The organism is Paenibacillus sp. FSL R10-2778 (assembly GCF_038593035.1).
In the GTDB taxonomy this organism is placed as follows: Bacteria; Bacillota; Bacilli; order Paenibacillales; family Paenibacillaceae; genus Paenibacillus_AQ; species Paenibacillus_AQ odorifer.
In genome coordinates this window covers 3044439-3070044 of record NZ_CP151956.1, presented here as the reverse complement: position 1 = coordinate 3070044, position 25606 = coordinate 3044439, and the positions used below count along the sequence as shown (strand labels likewise).

The window sequence follows — 25606 nt, the reverse complement described above, 5'->3', positions numbered from 1 at the left end:
TGTTTTCAAAATCAATAAGTCCCTAAGAGTCTAGCTCTGCTAACTCCTGAAGGATTGTCTCTACATCACCATCAGGATTTAACGCTTTGATCATCTCTTTTGTAATGGCTGCCCCCTCATAAACTTGTGCAACAACCTCTAAAGGGAGTGTGAGTTCAAAATAACCTTCGGCAAATTCCACAAAATCCTCAGCTGTGCGGAAAATAGTCCCTAGCAAAAAGTCCGAACCATCTTCTACCTCCGCTGGAATCTCTACCTTCCCCTTCTGCCACGTCAAATCATTATTTTCACGCCAAAAACAAAAAGTAACATCATCCTTAGCTATCGCCTCATCTTCCAGTATAGACAATAGCGAGGTTGGGACCTCTTCATAGATTCCTGGCCAAACTTCATGTTCGTCACGCGCATATGGACTTACTTCGGACTCATGATCAAAACCTTTAATTATCGTTCCATGAGGTGTAAAAATAATAAACAAATTATCGCCTGAGCCGTTATCGATCGATGCTAGAGAAACATTCTTATCAAATTTAGAATCAAAACTATGATAGCGAAGCCAGTCCTCTGGACATAGGACAATATTTAGAGAAGCAAGTATTTTCATAAGTTTTTTTAAGTTTTCGGGTGCTGGTAAAATATCTAACACATTCATCTATGATTCCTCCCCATTGTAGATATAAATGATTTTAGCATATTCATGAATTCCGGGTGAAAAAAAAGACTACCCGAAGGTGGCCTTTCCAACTTAACAAAACACTAGCTTAACTTAAGACCCCGCACCTTTATATCTTCGTACGCCATAACTCCAGGCTAACAAACCAATCCCCAGGAATATAGCGCCTACTACAGGTGTCATCAGAGCAAGGCTGGTCATCTCCTCCCGCTGTAGAAAAAGCGCGGCTGGATACACTCCGACGAATGCAAATGGAATGATCCAAGTAAGCAATACCTGTATAGCACGATTGTAAATCGTTACCGGGTAACGGCCATAAGTCTGAATGTTGTACATTAACGGAAGAATGCCGGTAGGAGCATCCGAATAGAAAGACAATGAAGTCAACGTTGTGTAAATCCCCGTATAGATGGCGACCGCACTTAACGTTAGAATGATCAGAGCCGGTATCGTCCACCATTCAAAGGGAAGACCCAAATTGCTGCCACTGATGGCCATAATAATAATACCTATGAATGAGCCCATAAGTGCTGGTGGATCAACATTTTCCAAAAAGATCTGGAACAAATTATGAGCTGGGCGTGTCAAAATACGGTCCATCTCACCTTTAACGATGTAACGTTCACTAAATCCCCATAGATTCACAAAACAACTAAACACCCCAAATGGCACCATAAAGAATCCATAAACGAACACTACTTCATTCTGATTCCAGCCGCCCAGGCTATCTGTGTGCATAAAAATTACGAGAATAAAGATAAAGTTGGTAGCTTGAAAAAGTAAGTCTGAAATGACCTCTACCCAAAAGTCAGCGCGATAGGTGAGCCGGCTCTTCATATAGTTTTTGATATATTCAATTAATAATCCCAGGTAATACATGTTTCCTCAACCTCCCTGCACGAAGAGACGCTGCCGCGCCGCATGATATAACCAGACAATTGGAATCAGCAATACCAGGAACCAAATAATTTGTATCCCTAATACATTCCATATTCCAACCCCTTGCACCCGTCCCGTAAACACTGAACCTGGCAAGTAGGTAATCGCCTGAAACGGCAGCACCTCAAGTACGGAAGATAACCAGTTAGGAAACAGACTGATCGGTACGATTAAGCCGGAGAATAAGTCTACAATCACCCGCTTCATTCGCATCATGCCTTCATTATTTTCTACAAAAAATGCCGAGAGCCCTGTAATGATATTGATCTGTGAATTAATTAAAAAGCTGAAAAAGAGCATCACCAGGAACCCTGCCCAAGCAGATGGCGCTGTTGGCAATTGAACCGGGAACAGCAACATCGCTATGGCCATGCCGGGAATCATAAATAAGAGGAAGCGGAACATTCCCTCTCCAAGACCTTGCATCATTTTGACTAAGACATAGTTATAGGGCCTTATAAACTGGATAGCGATACTTCCATCACGGATATCCGTAGAGATTTCGCGGTCTAGGTTATTAAAATAAAAGGCTCTAGCCATCCACGATACAGCTACATATGACGTCATTTGCGTTGCAGTAAAGCCACCCAATGAATCCCCATTGCCATAGATGGCCATCCAAGTGAAATAGTTAACCCCAATATTCAGTGAATAGATAAGAATACCTGAGTAGTAGTTAATCCGATAAGCAAGCATGGTAAGAAAACGGATGCGTATAAAATCTAAGTAAGCCCCGAATAGTAATTTACGGCTATTCTCCTGAGGACCGCCAGAAGATGAACTTCCTGAGGAGGAAGACATAGCTGTTGCAGGATTAAGCTTATCAGACATGTAAAGCCTCTCTTTCATCCTTCAGAGCGGCAGCCATTTCATCAGGCTTGTCTGCAGACCCGGATTGATAAATACTGCGAACAATATCGTCCGTATTGGTCTCTATGATTTTGATATCAGTAATGTCTGCTTTTCCCACTACTCTGCCTAATACATCCGATACATTTAGCTCTAGCGGTATCCAGACAGACGCCCCTAAATCGTTCTCCGCAGACCAAGTAACAGGCAATCCCTCAGTCCATAACTCAAGTTGCTGACGTTTCGTTGCATTTCCAAATTGAAATTGAACCTCACGTCCAGTTCCCCAACGCTGCTTCAGGTCTTCCAGTCCTCCGTCATAAATGATACGGCCATCATCAAGCATTATCACTCGGGAGCAAAGCGCCTCAATATCTTGCAGGTCATGTGTAGTCAGCAGTATGGTTGTCCCATGCTCGCGGTTCATATCTTTCAGGAATTCACGGATCTCTGACTTCACCACAATATCTAAGCCAATGGTCGGTTCATCCAGAAATACAATCGATGGATTATGAAGCAATGCTGCCACTAATTCACAACGCATCCGCTGACCTAGACTAAGCTTACGAACCGGACGATTCAGCAGTTCTTGCAGTTGCAGTCGTTCGACCAATTCATCCAGCCGTTTCTTGAAATCTTGTTCAGACACCCGGTAAACCTTGCGCAGGAGCTGGAACGACTCAATCACGCCAATGTCCCACCATAGCTGACTTCGTTGCCCGAATACCACACCGATATTTTTCACGAATTTCTCGCGCTCCAAATACGGAACATACCCACCTACTGTCAGGTTTCCGGAAGTCGGCACGAGAATACCTGTGAGCATTTTGATCGTGGTCGATTTCCCAGCACCGTTCTCGCCGATATATCCACAGATCTCACCTTCAGGAATGGAAAAGGAAATGTCCTTCACCGCAGTCACTTCCGTATATTCCCTTTTAAACAAATCAGCGAAGGCCCCTTTGAGACCCTCGCGGTTTTTTTGTACTTTGAATGTTTTGCGTAAGTCTTGTACTTGAATAGCAGTCATATTGTACCTCACTAAGCTTAGAGTTGGTTCCCAGTACCCCATTATAATAGAAGAAGCGCAAAAGCACTACTTCAATCTTTACTTAGCCAGTCTTTCATTTAGCGAATGGGTGTCCTTCACAGCTTCTAAATGCCCTGAGCGAGCGACTTTAGTCCGCAAATATTTCTCGTTAAAAGAAGATACATCTCCCCATAACGCTACTCTTTTCACGGCATTCATCCCTGCAGCCTTGAGCGCATCCAATTTCTTCGGATTATTCGTAATCAGCGTCACTGGTTTGTGACGTAAAGTTTGCAGAACACTGATTGCCTCTTCGTAGTTTCTTGAATCATCAGCAAATCCCAACTCTAAATTAGCCTCAACTGTATCGTATCCTTCTTCCTGTAAAAGATACGCTAAAGATTTGCTGAACAGGCCAATGCCTCTTCCTTCATGATTCGCGAGATAAAATAATGCCCCAGAGCCATGCTCAACAATCATTTTCATGGATTGATGCAGCTGGAAGCCGCAATCGCAACGTTTACTGCCAAAAATATCGCCAGTATGGCAGATGCTATGCATCCGGATCAATGCATCCTCAGATTCTTCGAAATCGCCATATACCAACACACTGGATTGTTGTCCTTCTGCTAAGTTCATGGATGGCAAACGTGAAATTAAAGCTGCCGTTGCTTTACTGCTATCCTCTTGAAGAAGCTCTGCATCCGTTGTATTCAGCCAGTTGTACCATTTAAAAACAACGGTCTCGCCGTCTAAATTCACCGGTAATGTAATGGGTCCAACCAATATATTTGTGGAATTTGCTAAAGGAATTCGCGTGATTTTATTCTGTAAAATAGAAGTGATTTCTGGTTTAATCATAATTACACCTTCCTCATTGTTCATCAATGCTTAGATAGAGCTAAGCATAAGGATAAAATATTAGTTAAATTATAAGTAACTATTTGTAAGTAAGTTTATCATTGTAATATAACTTCGTCAAGTTATAATATATCTTTAAATATTTATAATTACTTTATGTAAGTTTATGATATAATGAATGTCGAGGTGATATTATGAATGATTTCAACATGTGTCCTCGCTTTGAAAAAGCGGTAGACTTGCTAAGTAAACGTTGGGTCGCGCTTATTGTTTTCGTGCTTATGCCAGGGCCACGCCGTTTTGGTGAAATTGAGAGCTGTCTGTCCAATCTCAGTGGCAAGGTGTTATCTGACCGATTGAAGGAAATGGAAACCGAAGGCATTATAGAGCGAACTGTATATCCTGAAATGCCAGTACGTATTGAGTACTCTCTGACTCCAAAAGGCACAGCGCTTGCTCCTATACTTGGTGAAATTGGAAACTGGTCTACCGAATGGATTGAGCTTGGTATTAAGAAATGATTCCCGCTACACAACACAAAGAGCCCTAATTGTCCCGATCATGAGACAAGAGGGCTCTTTTTGGATTAACATCCCCTTTATAAGTCTTTTCGCTCGAAGCGAAGTAGACCTATAACAAAAGCTAACAGGGTATATCCAATCGCATAAAAAATAAACATATTTGACGGAACCGTATTAAAATCCAGCAATCCATTCATGCTGCCGAACAACCCCATCATTCCACTCATTTCATTAGCGCTGAACAGGACGGCGGTCATTTTCCGCTGTAAACCATCCACTGGCATAAGCAGTGCCATCATTCCTGACAGATTATTTAATGTGTCAAGGACATCGGGTTCTAATCTCAGCGATCCTCCGATCTTATCAATCATCCCACCTAACCAGCCAGCTCCATATAACATTGTCATAAAGACACCATTCCCCACTGCTGAGAAGAATCCAGAACCCAGCATAGAAATCGTAATTAGCAAAGGTACTACAGAGGAGAATAACAAAAATGATTTCAATAGGACTACGGCATCTCTAGGAACGGTGGCATGGATCTCAGTAATCCATAAAATAGAAATAAATAAAATCAGGGCATAACCGATCCCAAGCGTCACATATCCAAGCCAGCGACCTGTATACCATTTCCACCGCGGCAGCGGTCTTGGCAGTAAAGCCTGCATAACCCCTTGTTCCGCTTCACCTGCAATAGCTGAGAAGGAACTGAAGATCGCCAAAAAGGCGAGTACAAAAGCGCCAAAAAAGAAGCCAAGTGATAATATAAAAGCACCATTTGTAAAATTAGCTAAGAGATGCTCGCCACTGCTAATATCTGTTCTGTTCGGTATTCCGCTTTGTCCGATCGTATTTGCCACAAACCAAAACCCTATAAGAAAGACAATGGTCATAAGCAATGTTAATACCATTACTCGTTTACGCAGCAATTCCTTCCAGGTCATTCCTATGATTATTCTCATTCGTGTTCACCTCTGTGACTTAGGCCGGATACAGCACTCATAAACCAGTCTTCCAGACGTTCTCGCTTCCGTGAGACTTCATATAAGGTCATGCCCTGTTCAATAATTAACGTGTTCAGCCAGCCTACTTGCTCCTCATTCTCCAATTCCGCTTCCAGCCAAACTGTGCTACTCTCCAATGTAGCTGGGAATGAAGCTCCTTTTTCAGATTGAGCTCCGATATCCGCTGAAACTTTGATCTGAAGTTCAGTACTATCCTGTAACCAAGACAACAAAATAGGCGTAAAACCGCCCACTTTAAAATGCCAGCTTGTTCGCTTATTTAAGATCTCAGATACTTTCCCATGCCGCAGTATAACTCCGTTATTCAGCAGTGCCATACGGTCGCAGATGAGTTCAACATCCTCCAGTAGATGAGAGTTAAGAAATATTGTAACTCCCTTCTCTTTTAACCTCTGCAAAATATTCCGAACTTCCTGACGTCCAATCGGGTCTAGCGCCGATGAGGGCTCATCCAGAAAAACGATGGCCGGATTGTTTACAAGAGCGCAAGCAAGCCCTAATCTCTGCTGCATCCCTTTGGAATAATGTTTCACACGATCCCGTCCACGGTTTCCAATTCCAACTTCCGCTAGAAGCTCTGGAATTCTTTTGTCGGCTACAGATCGATCTACACGGCACAGCTTGGCATGCAGTCTTACTACTTCTTCCCCCGTAAGCCATTCTTGATAGCGATATAATTCCGGTAAATATCCGATTTGGGACTTGGCTTCAAGTGAACCGATCTTATGACCAAATAGAGTAGCACTACCATTCGATGGACGAATGAGACCTACCAAAATTTTGACAAAGGTACTTTTCCCCGCACCATTAGGGCCGAGGAAGCCAAAGGCTTCCCCTTTCCCAACAGTAATCGTTACATCACGGCAACCACGTCCGTTATCATATTCTTTGGTCAAAGACTTCGCTTCTATTGCAGCAGCCGTCATTATTCAATCAACTCCCCTAGCTTCTCTAAGAATACAGCTTTATCTGTATACACGCTTCCTCCGTTGAAATCAAACAGTTGTCCGTTCTGTACCCAAACGGCCGAGTACACAATCCCTTGACTATATTCATTCTGATTCAGTAGAACCGTTGTATCTTTAATCTTTATTTGATCGGTATTCAGGCCTTTTACCAGTGGCAGAGGAATTTCACCCGATAAAATGCGGCTCTGCTTTAAGCTGGATTTCAGATAATCTGGCAGCAATGGAAAATCGATTATAGCTTCCAAAGCTTCATCAACCTTTATAGTTGGATCTACCGTAATTAAAGGAGTCTTCGTCTGTGTAAGATTAGCCCATTTATCATTATCTATCGAAAGATCATAATTCACGATCTCCGAAAGATCTAATTTAATTTCTTTCCCATCTATGGCTTCTGGAAGAAGCTGTTTTGCACCCAATCTTTTCATTGCTTTATTAACTGCTTCAATATTAAGCTTCAAGGTTATTTCTTGTGAATTGGTTATATATGCGCTCTTCACATTCTCGAGCAAAGTTCCGCTTGGAAGTGTAAAACCTAGAGTCTCTTCCACCTGATCTAGCGGAATAATCCCTTTATTTGAACCAAAGGAACTTGTAAACACACCAAATTTGTTCATAGCTTCATTCATGGATTGACTTTCATTTACCTGATAAAAAATATCCCGGATATCATTTTCATTCACAACTGTAACTTCTTCCATCCGAAATTGATTCAGCAGCGATGCCATAGCCGTATTTCCTACTGGAGTTCCAAGTATAACCGCAAAGATCGCGGCACCTGCCACTGCTACTCCCCATTTGCGCCGACGATTCATGCGAGGACGCTTGGATCGGATATTAGCTTTTGGATTGTCATCCGTAGATTGAGGCTGGTCTATATGTGGATCTGTTTTGTCATCATCTTTCATACCATCCACAGACAACTGCTGACTCCACACAGACCATTTGGGACTTGCAGGCTCAGACGCTAACTTGTTTTGCAATTTGGCCCAGGCTTCATCTGTATGTTGTTTATTATGATCTTGATTTAGCGGTTGTTTAGTCATTAGTAATCCCTCCTAAATAATTTGGAGCTTCGCTTATCTCGTTTTATTATTCCGTCTGAGACAGTGATTTTGCTGCATTTTGTCTTAACCTCTGGGTCGCACGGTGCAGTAATGTCCCTACTACGGGAGGTCTTAGACCAAGCTCGCCTGCTATTTCCGCATAACTGTAACCAGAGTATCTAAGCAGAAGCGCTTGTCTATCCCTGTCAGGCAGCTCGTTCAACCATTCATGAACATCCTCCTGATCCAGCTTACTGATTAAGACTTCCTCTCCTGAAGGAGGTGATTCCCTCACTTCGTATAACTGTTCTTGTTTATTTTGCAGCCGCCGTTCCCTTGCTTTTTTGTCCAGATAATCATATCCAATACGAGTAAGGACTCTATGAAGCCAGGCACCCAGCGCTGCTGGATCATCTGGGGGGTTACGATACAATCTCAGAAAAACTTCTTGTGCCAAATCATCTGCTGCCGACTCATCACGAACCAAAGCGGTCAGCTTACGTCTGACAATAGGATAATGTTCATAGAATATTGCTTTAAAAATTTCAGATTCCGGAATTTCCATCTTGTAAATCCTCCTTATCAGCTGCAGCTATAAGTAAGACGACTATCAATGTATTTTTGTATCAAGATTACGTAAAAAAAGACAGCCCCTAAATTAATAAGGAAACTGTCTTCTAGTGTTTACCTAATTCGAATGTAACGATTAAGAATCTTTTTAGATAAAATACTCCGTTCCAGCCTAAGCTCCCAGAGCTGCTCTTTCCACTGAAACTGTTGCTCTGAATGTTCATTCTCCCGTAACTTCTCAAACAGCTTCATGATCATTATGTTAATGGCATCAAACCTTGACCAAAGTTCTATTACACTTTCTTCTTGTATCTGAGGACTTTCCGCTGCTGCACTAAGATTCTTTAAGCGCTCAATGATGTCAGCCTGCCACTGCCCATCTTTAATCGCCTTGGCGTAATTTAAAAGATCCAAATAATCATCGACTGACATGTGTACCGACTCCTTTGCTTACTTATACCAAGTATTATACTAGGCATTATCTATAAAGCAACCCTTTATCTCTGGACACAGCAAAAAAACAGGACTGGTATGAGAACCAGCCCTGTTTAATGATTTCAACATGATCAATTTAGTTATAAAAGCTTTTGAATATCATCTTTAATTTGCTCTGATTTTGGACCAAATACGATCTGCACAGCCCCTTGACCCAGTCTCATAACACCGGAAGCTCCGAGCTGTTTCAATGCGGAATCTTTAACGGCTTTTTCGTCATTAACAATCAGACGAAGGCGTGTGATACATGCATCGATATTGCGGATGTTCGATGGACCGCCGATGTTCTCAAGAATTTGAGCAGCTTTAGAAGACGATGAAGGCGTTCCATTACCTCCAGGTGGTGCTAACAGACTTTCTTCATCATCATCTTCACGTCCAGGTGTTTTTAGCTTGAACAATGAGATAATAAAGCGGAATAGTACATAATACAAGACGAAGAATCCAAGACCCACAGGAATAAGTATCCATGCATTAGTAGACAGTTTCAGGTTTACAAGATAATCGATCAAACCTGCGGAGAAACCAAAACCAAGCTTAACATCTAAAATGTACATCAAGGCCATGGAGAATCCTGTTAATAAAGCATGAACTCCGTACAAGAGTGGTGCTACGAACATAAAGGAGAACTCAAGTGGTTCAGTGATCCCTGTTAAGAAAGAAGCAATGGCAGAACCGATGAAGATGGAAGCAACCATTTTACGTTTTTCCGGTTTAGCTGTATGAATAAATGCAAGTGCTGCCCCTGGAAGCGCAAACATCATAATTGGGAAGAATCCAGTCATAAACATCCCAGCAGTTTTATCTCCAGCGAAGAAGCGGTACAAGTCACCATGCACCAGTTCACCAGCTGCATTCGTAAAATCACCAATTTGGAACCAAGCAATCGTATTAAGCACGTGGTGAAGACCGAACGGAATCAGCAAGCGGTTAGCTGTACCGAAGATGAATGCTCCAACAGCCCCCAGTGACACAACCCAGTTCCCGAAGTCACTAATAACATCTTGTATCGGACTCCAGATCATACCCACAAATACAGCAAGAACCATCATAGAAGCTGCCGTAATGATTGGGACAAAACGTTTACCTGCAAAAAATCCGAGCCAATCAGGCATTTTTATATTGTGATATCTCTTGTATAAGAACGCTGCCCAAGCACCGGCAAAAATACCACCAAGCACACCCATGTTCAATACAACATCATCATTGATGAAAGAGAATTGAAGCGGTACGATAAGCAGAATCTTAGTCAGTACCATGTAAGAAATTACTGCTGACAAAGCTGCTACGGCGTCACCGGCAAATCCAATGGCAACCCCTACCGCGAAGATTAAGGCTAGGTTACCGAAGATCGCATTCGCTCCGGCGTTTAGAAATGGAGCAAAGTATTGATTCAGAAATCCACCAATGGTCGCTCCTAGCGGAATATCTTTTTCGTAGTTAAGCAAACCAAACCCTTGAAGAATAGCTGCCGCCGGCATGGTTGCAACAGGAAGCATTAACGACTTACCTAGTTTTTGTAGAAAAGCCAACATTTAAAATCATCCTTTCGGTTCAATAGTAGTAGTGCTCTATAAACCATTTACTTTGAAGCCACGGTAAGAATCAGATCCTGTCCTGCTGTAACCTGACCATAATGTCCGCTTACTTGAGGTGGATTCTCCTCTGTACTGGTCACGATTACAGGCGAAATTGTGTCACAACCTGCCGCGCGAATTACGTCCAGATCAAATTCGATTAGGGTTTGACCTGCTTTTACTTGATCTCCAGAGGTTATATGACTGACAAAACCGTTGCCCTTGAGGCTGACAGTATCGATTCCGATATGTAATAGCAATTGCATACCGGAGGAATGTTCCAGAATGACTGCATGACTCGATTTCACGATATGAGCAACCCTACCGTCAAAAGGCGCTTTCAAAATTCCTTCAGATGGTTTTATTGCAATTCCGTTACCCATATGACCGCCAGCAAAGGTTTCATCCGGAACCTGTGCTAGTGGAACTGACTCCCCGCTGATTGGTGCCATGATTTCGATGGTATGTTCAGTATGTTTCTCTTCTTTTTTTGATTTCCATTTGGAAAACATATGCTCCACTCCTCTTAAGATGTTAATTTGATTTCACTAAGGTCTGAAATAACCGGTGCAAATGCATGGCTAGAAAACATAGTTCTTCTTCCGGAATTTCGACCTCAAGCGATCTTTGCATTACTTTACCGAGCTTTTTAGCCAGCTTGTATTCCTCTTTGTATTCTTTCTTAATATGTTTCACAAAGGGATTATCTATTAGTGATCCTTTTAAAATACGTTCCAGCGAAAAACGCAAGTGGATCATTAATCGGATATGATTCATACTGCCGTGCTCAAAAGTTATCTTTCGTTCTTGCTGAATCATGTCTAGAAGCTCATTGACAATATTAGAGGCCTTGACTAACTGACCAACCGATACATTATTGACTGCTGAATACACATGATAAGTAAGAAATCCAATCTCATCTTCGGGGATTTGCACTTGAAATTCAGCATTGATTTTCTCCGATGCCTTGTAAGCGATCTCAAATTCCTTCGGAAATGACATTTTGGTTTCTTGCAAAAACGGATTAATAATATCCATCCCGTTGCGCAGACGGTAGATGGTGAACTGTATGTGGCTCGGGAGTGCCAGATAAATCTTGTCGTTTAACTTGTCAGGAAATTGACTTTGGATATCTGCAATTATCTCATCAGTTATTTTCATTACCTTAGGATCTATATCTTCCAGCAAAACTTGATATTGGCTCCAGGCTTCGCGATCTTCTAGACGAAACAATTTCTCAATTCGAGCATCATTTCCTTCGATCACACCAGAACCCTTCACTGCAAATCCAATACCTTTGCCAATGATGACATATTCCTTCCCGTTTTTGCTTCCCTGAACCATTACAACGTTATTCCCAATTACACGCTGTACTTGAAATTGCTCGATCTCTCGCGACAAGCTCATCACTCCTCTCCCTAATTATCGTCAAATTGGAACAAAAAAAGCCAAGAATTGTCTAATGGAAATAAAGACAATTCTTGGCTCATGCCCTTAACGGTAACACGCCACTAAAATATAAATGATCATTTATGAACATATCATAATTCATGAACTGCTAACTCGTCAATGGTAAATTTAGAAATGTCAAGCGGAGCTCCCATTATCCCAAACAGCGCCTTATAAAAACTCTTCCACGCGAGGAAGCTTATCTTTAAGCTGGCGGACGTTAGTTTCAAGCCTCAGAATAACCTCTTCCAATTCTTTTGGATCAATGCCTCGGGAAACAGGAACCTGGATAACCTCTGTTTTTGTTTCTGCCTTTAATTCCCGCATTTCCAGCTGCTGCTCTTGCCATTTATCCATCAGATCAGCTATCGTCGCATAGAAACGTTCGTAATCTTTGATTACGCTGTCCAGAAATGTATCTACTTCCTCCGCATCGTAGCCACGCAGCTTCATGCTGAATTCTTTTTCATGTATGGTTAGAGCGTCTAATGTGATGCCAAGTTGACTGAACAGCTTCCGCTGTTTGTCTAACCGGCGTTTCATATGTTCATCCATCTTTTGCTACCTCCAAGTATATACTGCAATCATCCGGCAGTAACCATTATAACAGGGTGAGAGCATCCTGAAAATATTACTATAGTTGCAGTTCTAATAGTTGTCCACAACAGCTTTATTCAAAATGCCTAAGCAACGGTCAAGATCCGTCTTTACCTGCTTTTTATATAACTTTGCTTTCTCTTCTCCATCTGAGGTGAAATGGTAAAGTACGATTTCTTGAAAATCCACTTTAGGGTCATTGCCTTTCAGCTGCTTGGTTCGATATAAAATCCCTTGCTGCACCAGCTCATGCAGGGCGCGATAGATTTCACTCTGTGGAGGAGAATAACCATGGGCTTTGAAATCCCGACGTAAATCCTCCAGCATTTGATATCCGTAACCGCGGTGTTGTTCTACCATTGTTATAAGATACACTTTGATAAACGCTCGTTGAGCAATCATAAACGCCATATAAACCCTCCTCATGTTGTAAATGTTGTTGGCTAATCTTTCCTTCTATTACTCTAGTATAAGCACTATTTTCCAACTTTCACAACCTGAAATTTGATAGAGGGTTCACTTATTACGTTGTTTATAGAAATTTGGTGGGATATAGGATGATTTATGTGGATGTGAGTAGGTAGAGTTTGGTTTTTTTGTGGTTTTCTATTGTGAATTTTTCATATGATGAAATTATGGAATAAATGATGGTACATCGTTGATTTCGTAGAATGATCCTCGAAGAATTAGGTCCACATGCTTCTGCACGATACAAACTCTATCTGAACCCGCATGCTTCTGCACCCCCTTCCATTCTTTGTTTAATTTGATTCGTTTGGTTTGTTTGGATTGATCAGTTTGGATTGATCAGTTTAGTTTGATCAGTTGCTTGTTCGAGCTACTATCGGACCCAGTTGACCCTATTCGCTGCTTTTCCCCACTTTTGGTGTGCTATCGGACCCCATGGGCGCTATTGGCATAAAAAGTAACATATATAGAGCTATTCTTGTGGAATAGCTGCACTGGTGTCCGAAACTACTCTGAAAAAGCTTAATATTTGCAAATAGCGTCTTCTGGGTCCGAAAGTTTCTGCGTGAACCAAACTCTATTTAGATCGGCAAGTTTCTACGCAAACCAAACTCTACCTGGATCCACATACTTCAGCACGTTACAAACTCCATCTGAACCCACATACTTCTGCACGAAATAAACTCTATCTGAGCCCACAAACTTCTGCACGAAATAAACTCTATCTGAATCCACAGGCTTCAGCACGCTCCCCTCCCATTCTTTGTTTAGTTTGTTCAAGATTGCTCGTTCGAGTTGCTATCGGACACAGTTGACTCTATTCGCTGCTTTTTCCCACTTTTGGTGTGCTATCGGACCCCATGGACGCTATTGGTATAAAAAGTAACATAAATAGAGCGATTCTTGAGGAATAGCTGCACTGGAGTCCGATACTACTCTGAAAAAGCGAAAAATATGCAAATAGCGTCTTCTGGGTCCGCAAGCTTCAATAGAACATCAATTCGAACAGCAAAACGCAAAAAAGCGATCCTCCATGTATTGAAGAATCGCTTTTTAGGTAACTAATAAGTTCCACTTTGCCAAGTTCATTTTCTAAACGTCCTTCTCAGCTATAATCCCTGCGCCACTCCGCTTTCCAAGTAACCTCTCCTAAGCACTATTTCATAGCGTTTTTCTCCATAAATTCATCCTTCGTCAATCCAAACAACAGTAAGTCTAAATACTGTCCATTTGTATAAATAACTTTACGGCGCACGCCTTCTTGAACACAACCCACTTTTCTAAGCATAGCTGCTGAGGGTTCGTTACCTTCGAGCGCACATTCGTTAAATTTGTTGAGTCTAAGCTCCAAAAAAGCATACTTCAACAGGATGTTGATAGCTCTTGTCCCATACCCCTTACCTCGATGATCTCTATCCACTTGCACGCCTATACTGAACGTACCATTTTTCTCGTCTATGCTATTAAAATTTACTCCAACCACATATTAATCATTTAGATTCTCGATCGTAAACATCAGTCGCTGTGATGAGAATTCTGCAAATGTGAACAGATCTTAGTCTTATTTTCTCATCCTGCCAAAAATAATGACAGTAATCTATCTCTCTCATCTTATACCTCCGAGTCAATAATTTAGAGATTATGATAACACATCTACAGGATTATATTGGTATAGTATTTTTAAAATCAACTTTACGGTTAAAAAGCATAGTATTATATATTCATAAAATGCGAATCCCAAAATCATCTGAAATAGAGGTATATTCTATGCATGAATATCAATTGATTAGCGATTATAAACACATCGATAAATATAAGCTTAGCTTCAATTCTTTAGCCCAATCAATCTTTGGTATTGATTTTAAACCTTGGTATGATCAAGGGGGCTGGAATGACAAATATATTTGTTATTCCTTTATCGATGAAGATCACGTCATTGCGAATGCATCTATTAATAAAATGACTATTCTCATCAACAAAAAAGAATACAACGCCATCCAAATTGGGACGGTGATGACACATCCTGATTATCGTATGCAAGGCTTATCCCGAAAATTAATAGACCACATTATCGCTAAGTACGAACATGAATACGACTTCCTCTACTTATTTGCTAATGAGCGCGCTTTGGATTTTTATCCTAAATTCGGGTTTGAACGCATGCAAGAAAGCAGCTTTTCACTTAACGTTGCTCATCTTAGCAATCAGCCAACTACAACCTACTCTGTGCGGCCTTTATCTATAGGTAACCCCGTTGATTTTAGCATGATCAAAAATTTTGCAGTCAAAAGAACACCGGTATCCTCTGCGCTAAGTGTGATAAATAATGAACATCAGCTGCTGTTTTATTTTATTCTTCCTTTTCACGATTCCTTTTATTATATTGAAGAGGCTGACGTTATTGTGATCTTTAAACATGAGGATCATCAGCTTCATATTTTTGATATTATTAGTACAACAAGTTTTGATATCAATACAGTATTGAAAAGCATTATTTCTCCGGATACTGAAGTTATACATTTTTATTTCACACCAGATTATCCAATCGATCAAGTTAAGGCAGAATTAATTTCACAGAGTGAAGATACCTTATTTATACGTCCGCTATTAAAAGAACTCCCTCAACATTTCATGTTTCCTATTACCTCTCATGCCTAGTTAACAAAAAAAAGGCTGCCATCTGTCAGCCTTTCTTAGTCGTGCATAGGAATATACATACTCTGTATCTCTTGTACTCCAGGGACAAATCCTAGATTTAAATAAACAGACTCCGCATCATTACCTTCCATGACATATAATCTTAGGATCGGATACTTATCTTTCAGGAGATTAAGTCCTCTTTTCAACATCAGGGTAGCAATCCCTTTTCCTCTGTAAGCAGGTATTACACCAATACTGTAAACTGCTGCGTAATCATCTTGTAAACCCAAAAGACAATTCGCAATTAGCTGTCCTGATTTCTTATCATACACAAGCGTTGACGCTGTCAGTAATTCTTCATTTGTGTAATTAGGTTCTTCACTTGGGATAAAATCTTCATAAGCGAATTTTTTTCTCCTTGTTGCCTCAAGACTTCCATCGAAGCTCGCAAAGTTACATTCGGCGATCTGCTCTTCAAGAATAAATCGTTTAGCGCCCATTCCATTATCTTCGATCTGAGGACTTTCAATCCTTAACTCTTCGTTCCATTCGACCTCAAAATGATCTGTAGGACGGTGCATCCAACGGCATCTGAACTCATCAGGCCAAAACCCTGCCCGCGCAAATAATTGAACCTGGTCTGGCAGAACCTCGAAGGTTTTTATAGGTTTTGTTCTATCCGACCAATAAATCAAAAGCTTTTTTAATAGCTTCAGCACCACAAATGTATCGTTAAACGGTGGAATAACAAATAAATGATATATCCGGTTAGGCGACATCCTTACTCCACCTATTTTAGACTCGCCTTTATAAATCCAAAAAGCGTTTCTTTGGGCAGAATTGAACCTTTCTTCTTTAAAAAAACCGTTATATTGCATATTATAATAAATGGAACAATACAGTCCCCACTCTTCTGAGTCTGCCTTACGAATAGAATAATCATTATTTAAGTCATATGAAATCTCGTATTCAGACCATGCCATTAATTGCATTTACATTTCCTCCTCGCTAGTCCTATCACCTTCTGTATTCCATAGTATCACTTCTTAAAGTAAATGTTTGGTAATAAACTGTTATATTAATCTTTTGCCGATTTAAAGCAAATGCTTTTCTTTTATCTTAGAAACGGCTTGTACCCGGTTTTTAACCTCTAACTTTTGATAAGCTTGACGGACCATCAGCATACGCGCGAGTGTGATTTGTTCGTATTTCCGGGCAACATTAGGTTTATCATTTGCACTAATATGCCTTTTCGTTAGCCATTCATCACCGCTACTTAACGGTCCTTGCGAGAACTGAATTCGAATATATGCAGCTTCCAGCAATCTTTCCCTGCCAGGAGAATGATATTGCTTAAGTTCCGCAATAGCTGTCTGCAAAACCTCCGCTGCATCTTCTACATGACCCATTGCTTTTAACATTTTAGCTTGCAAAATAACCCCTGGCACCCACACGCTCACATGCCTCGAGGAATTACACATAACAAGCGCTTTGTCCAGTTGGACATTTGCATCTTTAAGATGATTCCGTTCATAGAAAAGATCCGCCAAAAATACAAAACCATGTCCTTGTAACGTTTACTATAGATGCAAATTTCTCTATGCCTTCCCTGTTTTGGTCCAATAGCTCAACGAACGTATCCACGTCCCCCTGATAAAATGCAACCGAAGCACGATACAGATCCAACCGCATTTGAATTACGGCTTGCTCTTTTTCCGGAATAATAAATTCCTCTTCCATGAAAAGTTCAACCTTTTATAAGAAGCGTTTGGCATCATCTGATCGTCCAGCGACAGCCATCGAACCCGCTTGAAAATAAAATAAATCAGGGTGCACAATCATATTTTTGATCGGCAACTTATCTAGTGAATCTAGCAATGTAGATTCATCGCCATCTTTGATAATTGAATTGAAAGGCCTATCCATACATGATGCAGAAAACGTATAATCCTCTGCCTCAAAAGCATGCTGGATAGCTTCCAAGACCAGCCCTTCCTGAAAAAGAGCGGAAGGCAAGAATTAAACCCGCTGCCCATCCTTCTGTTTTTTTTCCAAGCAAAAATAACTCATCTTGTGAAAGCTGCTCGCTCAAGGATTGAGATTGTAGCTCATCAATTTCGTCAAATGTAAATCTCAGATCATCGTTACTTAATTCTAGTAGTTCCTGTTGTGCTCTTAGGCGGGATAAGGCGAGTGGCGGGAGGGTTCTACTCAATATTACAAGCTTCACATTAGCCGGAAGATGTCCGATGAAAAAGCCCATACTTTCATGAATCGATTGATTCGTAATCGCATGATAATCATCCATTATAAGTGTAATAGAGCCTGGAAGAGAATGCAGATCGTTTAATAAAAGAGGAATCGCAGTTTCTACTGAACCTTCACGAACAGACTGGATAAACAAATCCAAGCGATTTAAAAAGGGGCGAAAGGTTCTCTCAATTGCAGCATGCAAATTTAACCAGAACCGTACAAGATGGTTATCTGCAAGTTCCAGCGACAACTATGCAACCTCATCGGAATGAGTACGAGCCCATTCGGCCGCAAGTGTCGTTTTTCCAAACCCAGCTGAGGCGGCAATAAGCGTCACTTTGGCACGATTTTCATCCATGAGTTTAGACATTAATCTTATGCGCTGAACATAATAAGGAGCCTGTTTTAACCATCTATTAAGTAGTAACATAACATTCTAGCTTTCTGACATCCAATATCAAAAAAAAGACCGCCAATTGGCAGCCTTTTCTCTAATATATTCTCGAGCATAACCAAAAAGCTGAACCCACTGCGATAATGCCTGCCATAGATACAAACAGGACATACCCTTTCTTTGTTCTAGTAACGGTGTGTTTATCATAAAACTCTGGTTTTCGAACGATTCCAAACCATAGATCAGCAATTAAATTCACGACTACTAAAGAAAAATTCTTTAATTTATTCATGTCATCTCTCCTTCTACATGTTTGGATTCATCTCTAGCCTTTCAAGCTCTGAGCAAAACCTGACCTCCATGACGGGTATGATGGACTCCATCCGTAATCCATTCGAGCTTTTGTATCGGACGCTCCCCGTTCCCAGCCTTCTCTGCCCATATGCAAAGGAGGTCTAGGAGCTCCCAAGATTTCAGAAAAAACAGGCACCCAATCTATTCCTCGCGCAGGTTCATTGTCCACAATATTAACTGGACCAGAAGGCCAGTTCAGAGCAAGCGCCGCCGCGTTAGCTGCATCCTCCACATGAAGGAATGACGTAACCGCTTCTGTTGCAGTCAGTCTCCCTTGTCGAATTTCTTCTGTCATTAATCCCGCAGCATCATACCAAGTCCCTTGGCCGTACAACATTCCGTACCGCAAAATCACATGATTAGGAATTTCTGCAACTGCCTTTTCAAGTGAGCGGATACCCTCAATGGTTCTCATCCGGGATTCAGAAGCATTAGTATCTAATGGAGTATTCTCCGTGGCAGGTCCCTCACCAGCTTCATAAGCCCAAGAGATACTTTGAGCAATAATCTGTTTAACCCCGCTTGTCAGTGAAGCATCGACAATATTTCGTGTTCCTTCTATTCTTATCCTTGAATTATCTGTAAAATTCCGCTGACTTAATGAAGTCAGCTGATGAATTACCACTTCAGGTTGGGCTGCTTGAATAGCCGCAAATATAGACTCACGCTCATACACATCCGCGATTACCGCTTGTGCCCCTATGCTCTCAAGGATTGTTTTGTTTTCTTCTTTATGGGTCAGACCGATAACCTCATGCCCCGCTTGTAGTAACTTAGGAAGCAATGACCGTCCAATCACACCAGCAGCACCTGCAACAAAGATTCTCATCTATTCCCTCCTTTTCGCTGTACTGTATCTTATGGCATAGCTAGAGACAAAGCATAATTTGAATGATTATCCATATGATACCACATATGCAAAAAAGACTGCACCTCACAGTCTATTGCTAAGAGGTGCAGTCTTTGATTTGTTTCATTTTATAAAGTGGTTCATCCAAAAATAGCAGCTTGTCTTTTATAAAGATCTTCCAATACTAAGCAAGCCATTGCTTCAACAACCGGCACGATTCTCGGACAGATACATGGATCATGTCTGCCCTCCGTTTTAATCTCAACTTCTTCACCATTCGTGTTTATGGTCTGTTGAGTAACAGAAATCGAGGATGTAGGCTTTACACTTATTCGAAAAATAATCTCTTCTCCTGTGCTGATTCCGCCTATAATCCCGCCGGAATGGTTACTAAGAAATCCATCCTTATTCATCGCGTCATTATGTTCACTTCCAAGCATAGAGGCCGCTTCGAATCCAGCTCCAAACTCTATTCCTTTTACAGCACCAATAGATAACATCGCTTTAGCTAACTCTGCATCCAATTTATCAAATACGGGTTCTCCAAGACCCGGAATAACCCCTCTAATCCGACACTCCACGATACCTCCGCAGCTGTCTCCAATCGAAGCTAAGTGTTCAATTTTTTTAATCATTTCAGCTCCAGCCTTAGCATCACAGGCGCGGACTGCATTTTGTTCAATAACATCTTCATCAAAGGTTTGACACTTAATCCCTCCGACCTCTTGCGTGTAGGCTAGTACCTCAACCCCTCTTCTTTCGAGCAGTTTCCGAGCGATCGCTCCGCCAGCTACTCTTGCCGCTGTTTCCCTGCCAGATGCCCGCCCACTGCCTCTATGATCGCGAATTCCATATTTCTGCAAAAAAGTATAATCCGCATGGCCGGGTCTAAATGAATGCTGAATATCGTTATAGGCCTCCGGTTTCATATCTTTGTTGTACAGAACTACAAAGAGTGGAGTTCCGGTTGTTTTCCCTTCGAATATTCCTGATTGTATTTGCACCACATCATATTCCTTACGCGGTGAAGTTACAGAGGACTGGCCTGGTTTCCTTCTATCCATCTGTTTCTGAATATATGCTTCATCAATTTCAACATTAGGTGTAACTCCATCCACTATGACCCCAACCGCTGCACCATGTGACTCTCCAAAGGTAGTAATCTTAAATACTTCTCCAAATGTGTTACCTGCCATATTATTCAAACCTCCATTGCCGACTCTTTTATTATTTATATATCCAAATTATAATAAGATTGTTGCAATTAATGAAATCACATTTTCAACAGACTGTCATAGAGGTGATCTATATCAAATTCTTTAACCTTGAATGGTATCGCATTTTTTTATATACGGCTCGTTACAAAAATCTAACTAAAGCTGCAAATGAATTGCATATTACACAGCCATCCGTAAGTTATGCCATTAAACAAATGGAGGATTCTTTAGGTCTCAAATTATTTCATCGTTTATCTAAAGGTGTAGAGCTAACCGAAGAAGGACGGGCGTTATTGGAATATGTTGAGCCCTCTTTAGTCATGCTGGATTCTGCACAAAAGCATCTTCATAATCTAAAGCAATTAAACGAGGGAGAAGTTCGGATTGGAGCGAGTGATTCCCTTATAAAAAATCTTTTGCTTCCGCAATTGAACGCATTCCACAAACAATATCCCGGCATACGAATTCGGCTATCACACGGAAAAACGCATGAGATCACCAAACGTTTGAAAGAAGGCGAAATAGACTGTGCGCTCGTCCATATGCCTATTGACGATCCACAATTAAGTATTCAGACGCTTGCCACCCTTGAGGATTGTTTTGTAGTGGGACGAGCCTTTCAGGAACTGGCAAACCGTTCGCTTACGGCAAAAGAACTTGCAGAGTTACCTTTTATTTTATTATCCCCAGAAAGCAGCACCAGACTGTTTGTTGATCATTGGTTTGCTGGTAAGCGGTTGTCCGTTAAACCAGATATAGAGCTGGGCAGCATCGATTTACTCTCTGAATTTGCAAGACTTGGTTACGGGGTAGCCTTTATTAGCCGTTCTTTTGTAATTGAGGAGATTCAAAAAGGAGAACTTTTCGAGTTGCAATTAGATGATCCCCCTCCACCCCGGAATATAGGCTTCGCAATCCATCGCGATATGAGGTTATCCGTGGCAGCTGATTCTTTCGTCCGCATGCTTCGTATCCTTGATTAAGATCGTGCAAGGTAGCAGCATATAAGGACACTGCGGAACGGGGCATGTGCTTAGCAACCATAAGGTCGCTGCGGAACGGGGCATGTGATTACCAACCATAAAGACGCTGCGGAACGGGGGGATTTCGTAGCTGCAAACCGGGAGCGTATGCTCAGTAGGATAAGGACACAGAGTCCGGGTGCGCTTACGTAGCAATACAAGGACAGCACGTGCGTAGCAGTATAAGGACACTCCGAAACGATGCAGGAACGTAGTAGCAAAGGACACAGCGGACCTTAAACGCAATATTATCCGATATTTGGAGCCCTATCGGACCCCATTGCAGCTATTGGCAAAAAAAACAGGAAATAAGAGCCTCATTCTATAGAATAGCGTCCATGGAGTCCGAAATCCTGCTGCAAAGAGCAAAAATTAGCCAATAGCGTCATCTGGGTCCGTACCCCTCAGAAGAGGATGAGCAAAGGGGATTCCGGGAGGTGCGATGGACTAAAAATACAAAAGGAGCGATTCTCCATTAAATCGGAGAATCGCTCCTTGTAACCTTTTACCGCTTTTAAAGCAGGTTATTATAATGTTATATTTTATCGCGGTTGTAGACTTCAGCCGTCCGATCCGCTCTGTTAGCCATCGAATTTCCTAGTCTAGTGTCTTCGTTATAGACGCCTTCGTAACGCTGAGTATTCAGCGAACGGTTACCGCGGAACACATCATGTGCTTGATAGCCGCGTCCATTATCATCGACTAGTACAAGGATTTTACCGCTTTCCACATAACCTTCGTACTCTTTAGCCTCATCCTCAGGAATACCGAGCCCGATCAAGCCGCCGACTAATCCACCTGCGCCTGCACCAACTGCTGCACCTGTAAGGGTTGCAACTATAGGCCCTGCCGCCAGAATCGGTCCAATCCCCGGAATCGCCAATGCTCCGATCCCTGCTAATAGTCCGGCAACGCCGCCAACTACACCACCTGTAGCAGCGCCTGTTGCTACTCCTTCTGGAGCTTTTGTGCCTGTATCCTCTGAGATGTTTCTAAGCTCATCACGATCACGTGTGATTACTGATATTTCATCATTATTAAATCCTTGATTGTGAAGTCCTTCAATTGCTCTGGTTGCTTCTTGTTCTGTGTCGAAAATACCTACGATTTTTTTAGTCACTTGAAGCCCTCCTTAGTAATTGTCTTCGCTAGTAATTACCCTTTAAACGGGAGACCAAACATCTAAGGAAAAATTTCAAGAGCATATGTAACCATAAATTATTTTACAGGACGTGTACGATTAGTCGGAATAGCCTGTAATGGGTCATCTGGCCAATAGTGCTTCGGGTACCGTCCCTTCAGATCTTTTTTGACCTCAAAATAGGTCCCCCGCCAAAAACTTGCTAGATCAGAGGTTACCTGCACAGGTCGTCTAGCTGGTGACAAAAGATGCAGCAATACTGGCAATTTTCCCCCTCCAATTCGAGGTGTGTCCAGCTGTCCAAACATCTCTTGCAATCTTACTGCCAATACCGGGGCAGCAGGATTAGTATATTCTACAGGCACACGCGAGCCACTAGGAACAGATATATGTGTAGGTGCCTCCTTTTCCAGCATCTGCCGCTGATTCCAGTCTAACATCCCCTCAAGCGCTCGCGCTAACGGTACACGCTGAAGGTCGCGGAGGTTCCTCATACCTTGCAGATATGGCAAAAGCCATTCATCCAACGTAGCAATTAAAGCAACATCTGATACATCCGGCCAATCTGAACGTAAGGTATGCATAAACATCAAACGTTCGCGAAGCTGTATGGTTCCCTTCTCCCACGGTAGGATTTCAATACCATCTGTAGCGATGACACTTAATAGTACATTTGCCATTTCTTCTGCGGAGGGTCTTTCATGTGAAGTTTCTTTTAAGACCAACGCGCCGAGCATTGTGCGACGACGTTTCTTCACACTTCCACTTTCTTTATCCCAATACACATCCGCTTCCTCGGTGATGCGGTCTGCATGATAGGAAAGCAGTTGTCCTTCTTCTATCTCAGCTGCCAGCATAATTGCGCCCTGTGTAGCGCGATCATCGATCGAAGCAGCTACGATATAAGATGACCGGGCCAGCGGTTGCCCTTCCCGCATGGCCGCCCCCCGACCGGAGGAGAGCAGAAACGCGCCATCGCCGCGTTTCTGCCCGATCCGGTCGGGATAGGCGAACGACAGAAGCAGCCCGCAGCGGCTGATGTCGTTCACGTTCTCGCCCGGCGCGGCTTGCAGCTGCGCCAGGAAATGGCGGCTCTCGCGCTGCACAGCGCGCAGAGCCGCCGGGTCCGCTCCGCCGCTATCAGCGGAGCGCTCGAACCGGAGCAGCGCCTCAACGCGGAGCGTGAGGTCGCAATCTAGGGCCGCGGGACCCTTGAAAAGGTCCCGCTCTTGCAGCAGCGCCGCCAGCCGGCAGGCGAGCGGTGCTGTGCCAAGCTCTGCCGCGCGCAGCAGCATATGCGCGGCTCGCGGGTGCGCGCCAAGCGCGGCCATGCTGTGGCCGTGCGGCGTAATAGCGCCGCCGGCGTCCAGCGCGCCGAGCTGGCGCAGCAGCGCGGTGCCCTGCGCATAAGGCGCAGCGGGCGGCGCGTCAAGCCAAGATAGCGCGGCAGGATCGCGCACGCCCCACAGCGCCAGCTCCAAAGCGAGCTGCGCAAGGTCAGTCTGCATAATCTCCGGCACATTGTCATCCGGAAGTCGATTATGCTCATCCTGACTCCACAGCCTGTAGCACACGCCAGGGGCTGTTCGTCCAGCACGTCCCCGCCGTTGATCCGCGGAGGCTTTCGATACCGGGACTGTCGTCAGACTTGGCATTCCTGTGCGTGGTGAGAATACCTGTGTACGGCGCTGCCCTGTGTCAATTACCGTTCGCACGCCTTCAATCGTTAGACTTGTCTCAGCGATAGAAGTCGCGAGCACTACTTTTCGTTCACCTTGAACCGATGCAGCCACAGCTGCATCTTGGATATTTTGTGGCAGCTGGCCATATAAAGGGCGAATTACCGTCTGCTCTGCCAAGCTTCCATTTTCCAACTCACTTTGAGTTCTGCGTATTTCTCTTTCCCCCGGTAAAAAGACGAGAATATCTCCGGGTTGTTCAACAAGCGCACGTCTCACAGCAGCTGCAGCAGTTTTTTCCAGTGGAAGATTCCCAGTAGTTGGCACATAGATTGTTTCTACAGGATAGGTTCTGCCCGGACAATTTACTACGGGCGCATCGCCTAGTAAAGCAGACACCCGCTCACTGTCCAAGGTAGCTGACATGATAAGAATCCTTAGATCCTCCCGCAGCACAGCCTGTGCTTCCAGTGTAAGGGCAAGTCCCAAATCCGCATGAAGACTGCGCTCATGGAACTCATCAAAAATAACTAAACCCACATCACCCAAAGAAGGATCGCTTTGCAGCATTCTCGTTAATACTCCTTCAGTGACTACAACAATCCGCGTATTTTTGCCTACTTTAGTGTCATTCCGCATCCGATAACCTACCGTCTGTCCAACACTTTCTCCAAGGCAGGATGCCATGTAAGTGGCGGCAGATCTAGCAGCAAGCCTTCTAGGCTCTAACATTAAAATGCTTTTACCCGCCATCCAGGGCTCGTCCAAAAACGCCGGAGGCGTTCCTGTTGTTTTGCCTGCACCCGGTTCAGCGATAAGTACTGCTGCCTGCGCAGTGTTAAGTATGTTTTTCAGGTCAGGAAGCACCTGTATAATCGGAAGCTGTTTCATTCTATCTCTCCATCGTCTATAATCATATGTTATAATTTCCCTTGAAGTTATCTTAGATCATCTTCATCATGTGTGAAAAAACCTTAAAGATCAAGACTTA

29 protein-coding genes are annotated in these 25606 nt (G+C 42.8%); 3 read left to right on the top strand and 26 right to left on the bottom strand.

Annotated features, from left to right (window positions below):
* Positions 1-22: 22 nt before the first annotated feature.
* The 5 genes from NST40_RS13605 to NST40_RS13585 form a co-directional block, all read right to left on the bottom strand.
* Positions 23-652, bottom strand: coding sequence for a hypothetical protein (locus tag NST40_RS13605; protein ID WP_076279014.1), 630 nt, complete (start codon positions 650-652; stop codon positions 23-25).
* A 114-nt stretch (positions 653-766) separates the two neighbouring features.
* The gene (locus NST40_RS13600) at positions 767-1552 is read right to left on the bottom strand and encodes an ABC-2 family transporter protein (protein ID WP_036686696.1); all 786 of its coding nucleotides are present in this window, start codon (positions 1550-1552) and stop codon (positions 767-769) included.
* A gap of 6 nt (positions 1553-1558) precedes the next feature.
* Positions 1559-2308: an ABC-2 family transporter protein gene (locus NST40_RS13595; RefSeq protein ID WP_051491475.1), complete on the bottom strand. Its 750-nt coding sequence runs from the start codon at positions 2306-2308 to the stop codon at positions 1559-1561.
* A gap of 127 nt (positions 2309-2435) precedes the next feature.
* Positions 2436-3491 carry an ABC transporter ATP-binding protein gene (locus NST40_RS13590; protein WP_076126169.1) on the bottom strand — a complete coding sequence of 352 codons (1056 nt, stop codon included), beginning with the start codon at positions 3489-3491 and terminating at the stop codon, positions 2436-2438.
* Positions 3492-3569: 78 nt separating this feature from the next.
* The gene (locus tag NST40_RS13585; protein WP_076183786.1) at positions 3570-4352 is read right to left on the bottom strand and encodes a GTP cyclohydrolase II; all 783 of its coding nucleotides are present in this window, start codon (positions 4350-4352) and stop codon (positions 3570-3572) included.
* A gap of 194 nt (positions 4353-4546) precedes the next feature.
* Here NST40_RS13585 and NST40_RS13580 point away from each other — a divergent pair, with 194 nt between their 5' ends.
* Positions 4547-4873, top strand: a complete 327-nt coding sequence (locus NST40_RS13580) for a winged helix-turn-helix transcriptional regulator (RefSeq protein WP_036686688.1) — start codon at positions 4547-4549, stop codon at positions 4871-4873.
* A gap of 77 nt (positions 4874-4950) precedes the next feature.
* Here the strand turns inward: NST40_RS13580 and NST40_RS13575 are convergent, their stop codons facing one another.
* From NST40_RS13575 to NST40_RS13525, 11 genes are all read right to left on the bottom strand, one after another.
* Positions 4951-5835 (bottom strand): ABC transporter permease subunit, encoded by an 885-nt coding sequence (locus NST40_RS13575; protein WP_076183784.1) that lies wholly within the window; start codon positions 5833-5835, stop codon positions 4951-4953.
* Complete coding sequence (locus NST40_RS13570) at positions 5832-6824, bottom strand: ABC transporter ATP-binding protein (RefSeq protein ID WP_342410796.1); 993 nt, start codon at positions 6822-6824, stop codon at positions 5832-5834. Before NST40_RS13570 ends, NST40_RS13575 begins: the two co-directional genes overlap by 4 nt.
* On the bottom strand, positions 6824-7909 hold the full coding sequence (locus NST40_RS13565; protein ID WP_248548173.1) for a DUF4179 domain-containing protein: 1086 nt from the start codon (positions 7907-7909) through the stop codon (positions 6824-6826). Before NST40_RS13565 ends, NST40_RS13570 begins: the two co-directional genes overlap by 1 nt.
* 46 nt (positions 7910-7955) lie before the next feature.
* The gene (locus tag NST40_RS13560) at positions 7956-8474 is read right to left on the bottom strand and encodes a sigma-70 family RNA polymerase sigma factor (RefSeq protein WP_076301889.1); all 519 of its coding nucleotides are present in this window, start codon (positions 8472-8474) and stop codon (positions 7956-7958) included.
* 119 nt (positions 8475-8593) lie between these two features.
* On the bottom strand, positions 8594-8911 hold the full coding sequence (locus NST40_RS13555) for a hypothetical protein (protein ID WP_036686678.1): 318 nt from the start codon (positions 8909-8911) through the stop codon (positions 8594-8596).
* A 143-nt stretch (positions 8912-9054) separates the two neighbouring features.
* On the bottom strand, positions 9055-10509 hold the full coding sequence (gene nagE, locus NST40_RS13550; RefSeq protein ID WP_036686675.1) for an N-acetylglucosamine-specific PTS transporter subunit IIBC: 1455 nt from the start codon (positions 10507-10509) through the stop codon (positions 9055-9057).
* A gap of 47 nt (positions 10510-10556) precedes the next feature.
* Positions 10557-11063, bottom strand: coding sequence for a PTS glucose transporter subunit IIA (locus NST40_RS13545; protein ID WP_076126158.1), 507 nt, complete (start codon positions 11061-11063; stop codon positions 10557-10559).
* A 22-nt stretch (positions 11064-11085) separates the two neighbouring features.
* The gene (locus NST40_RS13540) at positions 11086-11958 is read right to left on the bottom strand and encodes a PRD domain-containing protein (protein WP_076126156.1); all 873 of its coding nucleotides are present in this window, start codon (positions 11956-11958) and stop codon (positions 11086-11088) included.
* A gap of 213 nt (positions 11959-12171) precedes the next feature.
* Positions 12172-12555, bottom strand: coding sequence for a DivIVA domain-containing protein (locus NST40_RS13535; RefSeq protein WP_036686669.1), 384 nt, complete (start codon positions 12553-12555; stop codon positions 12172-12174).
* Positions 12556-12648: 93 nt separating this feature from the next.
* The gene (locus NST40_RS13530; RefSeq protein WP_036686667.1) at positions 12649-13008 is read right to left on the bottom strand and encodes a helix-turn-helix transcriptional regulator; all 360 of its coding nucleotides are present in this window, start codon (positions 13006-13008) and stop codon (positions 12649-12651) included.
* Positions 13009-14221: 1213 nt separating this feature from the next.
* Positions 14222-14485 carry a GNAT family protein gene (locus NST40_RS13525; protein WP_256718902.1) on the bottom strand — a complete coding sequence of 88 codons (264 nt, stop codon included), beginning with the start codon at positions 14483-14485 and terminating at the stop codon, positions 14222-14224.
* A gap of 347 nt (positions 14486-14832) precedes the next feature.
* Between NST40_RS13525 and NST40_RS13520 the strand changes: the two genes are divergently transcribed.
* On the top strand, positions 14833-15723 hold the full coding sequence (locus NST40_RS13520; RefSeq protein WP_076275735.1) for a GNAT family N-acetyltransferase: 891 nt from the start codon (positions 14833-14835) through the stop codon (positions 15721-15723).
* 35 nt (positions 15724-15758) lie between these two features.
* Here NST40_RS13520 and NST40_RS13515 read toward each other — a convergent pair whose 3' ends face one another.
* From NST40_RS13515 to aroC, 8 genes are all read right to left on the bottom strand, one after another.
* Positions 15759-16697, bottom strand: a complete 939-nt coding sequence (locus NST40_RS13515; RefSeq protein ID WP_076275736.1) for a GNAT family N-acetyltransferase — start codon at positions 16695-16697, stop codon at positions 15759-15761.
* A gap of 102 nt (positions 16698-16799) precedes the next feature.
* Positions 16800-17255, bottom strand: a complete 456-nt coding sequence (locus NST40_RS13510) for a hypothetical protein (protein WP_076275737.1) — start codon at positions 17253-17255, stop codon at positions 16800-16802.
* The gene (locus NST40_RS13505; RefSeq protein ID WP_076275738.1) at positions 17236-17445 is read right to left on the bottom strand and encodes a hypothetical protein; all 210 of its coding nucleotides are present in this window, start codon (positions 17443-17445) and stop codon (positions 17236-17238) included. Before NST40_RS13505 ends, NST40_RS13510 begins: the two co-directional genes overlap by 20 nt.
* Positions 17446-17460: 15 nt before the next feature.
* The gene (locus NST40_RS13500; protein ID WP_076275739.1) at positions 17461-17688 is read right to left on the bottom strand and encodes a hypothetical protein; all 228 of its coding nucleotides are present in this window, start codon (positions 17686-17688) and stop codon (positions 17461-17463) included.
* Positions 17663-18208, bottom strand: a complete 546-nt coding sequence (locus NST40_RS13495) for a hypothetical protein (protein ID WP_076275740.1) — start codon at positions 18206-18208, stop codon at positions 17663-17665. The genes NST40_RS13500 and NST40_RS13495 overlap by 26 nt, the downstream gene beginning before the upstream one ends.
* Before the next feature lie 241 nt (positions 18209-18449).
* A complete protein-coding gene (locus tag NST40_RS13490; RefSeq protein ID WP_076275741.1) occupies positions 18450-18644 on the bottom strand; it encodes a hypothetical protein in 195 nt (64 codons plus the stop codon).
* Between the two features lie 33 nt (positions 18645-18677).
* Positions 18678-19535, bottom strand: coding sequence for an NAD(P)-dependent oxidoreductase (locus NST40_RS13485; protein ID WP_076275742.1), 858 nt, complete (start codon positions 19533-19535; stop codon positions 18678-18680).
* A gap of 161 nt (positions 19536-19696) precedes the next feature.
* On the bottom strand, positions 19697-20752 hold the full coding sequence (aroC, locus tag NST40_RS13480) for a chorismate synthase (protein ID WP_076126139.1): 1056 nt from the start codon (positions 20750-20752) through the stop codon (positions 19697-19699).
* A 71-nt stretch (positions 20753-20823) separates the two neighbouring features.
* Here aroC and NST40_RS13475 point away from each other — a divergent pair, with 71 nt between their 5' ends.
* Positions 20824-21756, top strand: a complete 933-nt coding sequence (locus NST40_RS13475) for a LysR family transcriptional regulator (protein WP_076218037.1) — start codon at positions 20824-20826, stop codon at positions 21754-21756.
* A 574-nt stretch (positions 21757-22330) separates the two neighbouring features.
* On the opposite strand, the gene NST40_RS13470 is transcribed toward NST40_RS13475, so the two are convergent.
* The gene (locus NST40_RS13470) at positions 22331-22915 is read right to left on the bottom strand and encodes a general stress protein (protein ID WP_076126136.1); all 585 of its coding nucleotides are present in this window, start codon (positions 22913-22915) and stop codon (positions 22331-22333) included.
* A 98-nt stretch (positions 22916-23013) separates the two neighbouring features.
* Complete coding sequence (gene hrpB, locus NST40_RS13465; RefSeq protein ID WP_342410795.1) at positions 23014-25506, bottom strand: ATP-dependent helicase HrpB; 2493 nt, start codon at positions 25504-25506, stop codon at positions 23014-23016.
* Positions 25507-25606 lie beyond the last annotated feature (100 nt).

Coding starts and splice junctions, on each gene's coding strand:
- NST40_RS13605 (WP_076279014.1), bottom strand. CDS start 652: ATGAATGTGTTAGATATTTTACCAGCACCCGAAAACTTAAAAAAACTT.
- NST40_RS13600 (WP_036686696.1), bottom strand. CDS start 1,552: ATGTATTACCTGGGATTATTAATTGAATATATCAAAAACTATATGAAG.
- NST40_RS13595 (WP_051491475.1), bottom strand. CDS start 2,308: ATGCTTGCTTATCGGATTAACTACTACTCAGGTATTCTTATCTATTCA.
- NST40_RS13590 (WP_076126169.1), bottom strand. CDS start 3,491: ATGACTGCTATTCAAGTACAAGACTTACGCAAAACATTCAAAGTACAA.
- NST40_RS13585 (WP_076183786.1), bottom strand. CDS start 4,352: ATGATTAAACCAGAAATCACTTCTATTTTACAGAATAAAATCACGCGA.
- NST40_RS13580 (WP_036686688.1), top strand. CDS start 4,547: ATGAATGATTTCAACATGTGTCCTCGCTTTGAAAAAGCGGTAGACTTG.
- NST40_RS13575 (WP_076183784.1), bottom strand. CDS start 5,835: ATGAGAATAATCATAGGAATGACCTGGAAGGAATTGCTGCGTAAACGA.
- NST40_RS13570 (WP_342410796.1), bottom strand. CDS start 6,824: ATGACGGCTGCTGCAATAGAAGCGAAGTCTTTGACCAAAGAATATGAT.
- NST40_RS13565 (WP_248548173.1), bottom strand. CDS start 7,909: ATGACTAAACAACCGCTAAATCAAGATCATAATAAACAACATACAGAT.
- NST40_RS13560 (WP_076301889.1), bottom strand. CDS start 8,474: ATGGAAATTCCGGAATCTGAAATTTTTAAAGCAATATTCTATGAACAT.
- NST40_RS13555 (WP_036686678.1), bottom strand. CDS start 8,911: ATGTCAGTCGATGATTATTTGGATCTTTTAAATTACGCCAAGGCGATT.
- nagE (WP_036686675.1), bottom strand. CDS start 10,509: ATGTTGGCTTTTCTACAAAAACTAGGTAAGTCGTTAATGCTTCCTGTT.
- NST40_RS13545 (WP_076126158.1), bottom strand. CDS start 11,063: ATGTTTTCCAAATGGAAATCAAAAAAAGAAGAGAAACATACTGAACAT.
- NST40_RS13540 (WP_076126156.1), bottom strand. CDS start 11,958: ATGAGCTTGTCGCGAGAGATCGAGCAATTTCAAGTACAGCGTGTAATT.
- NST40_RS13535 (WP_036686669.1), bottom strand. CDS start 12,555: ATGGATGAACATATGAAACGCCGGTTAGACAAACAGCGGAAGCTGTTC.
- NST40_RS13530 (WP_036686667.1), bottom strand. CDS start 13,008: ATGGCGTTTATGATTGCTCAACGAGCGTTTATCAAAGTGTATCTTATA.
- NST40_RS13520 (WP_076275735.1), top strand. CDS start 14,833: ATGCATGAATATCAATTGATTAGCGATTATAAACACATCGATAAATAT.
- NST40_RS13515 (WP_076275736.1), bottom strand. CDS start 16,697: ATGCAATTAATGGCATGGTCTGAATACGAGATTTCATATGACTTAAAT.
- NST40_RS13505 (WP_076275738.1), bottom strand. CDS start 17,445: ATGGAAGAGGAATTTATTATTCCGGAAAAAGAGCAAGCCGTAATTCAA.
- NST40_RS13490 (WP_076275741.1), bottom strand. CDS start 18,644: ATGAATAAATTAAAGAATTTTTCTTTAGTAGTCGTGAATTTAATTGCT.
- NST40_RS13485 (WP_076275742.1), bottom strand. CDS start 19,535: ATGAGAATCTTTGTTGCAGGTGCTGCTGGTGTGATTGGACGGTCATTG.
- aroC (WP_076126139.1), bottom strand. CDS start 20,752: ATGGCAGGTAACACATTTGGAGAAGTATTTAAGATTACTACCTTTGGA.
- NST40_RS13475 (WP_076218037.1), top strand. CDS start 20,824: ATGAAATCACATTTTCAACAGACTGTCATAGAGGTGATCTATATCAAA.
- hrpB (WP_342410795.1), bottom strand. CDS start 25,506: ATGAAACAGCTTCCGATTATACAGGTGCTTCCTGACCTGAAAAACATA.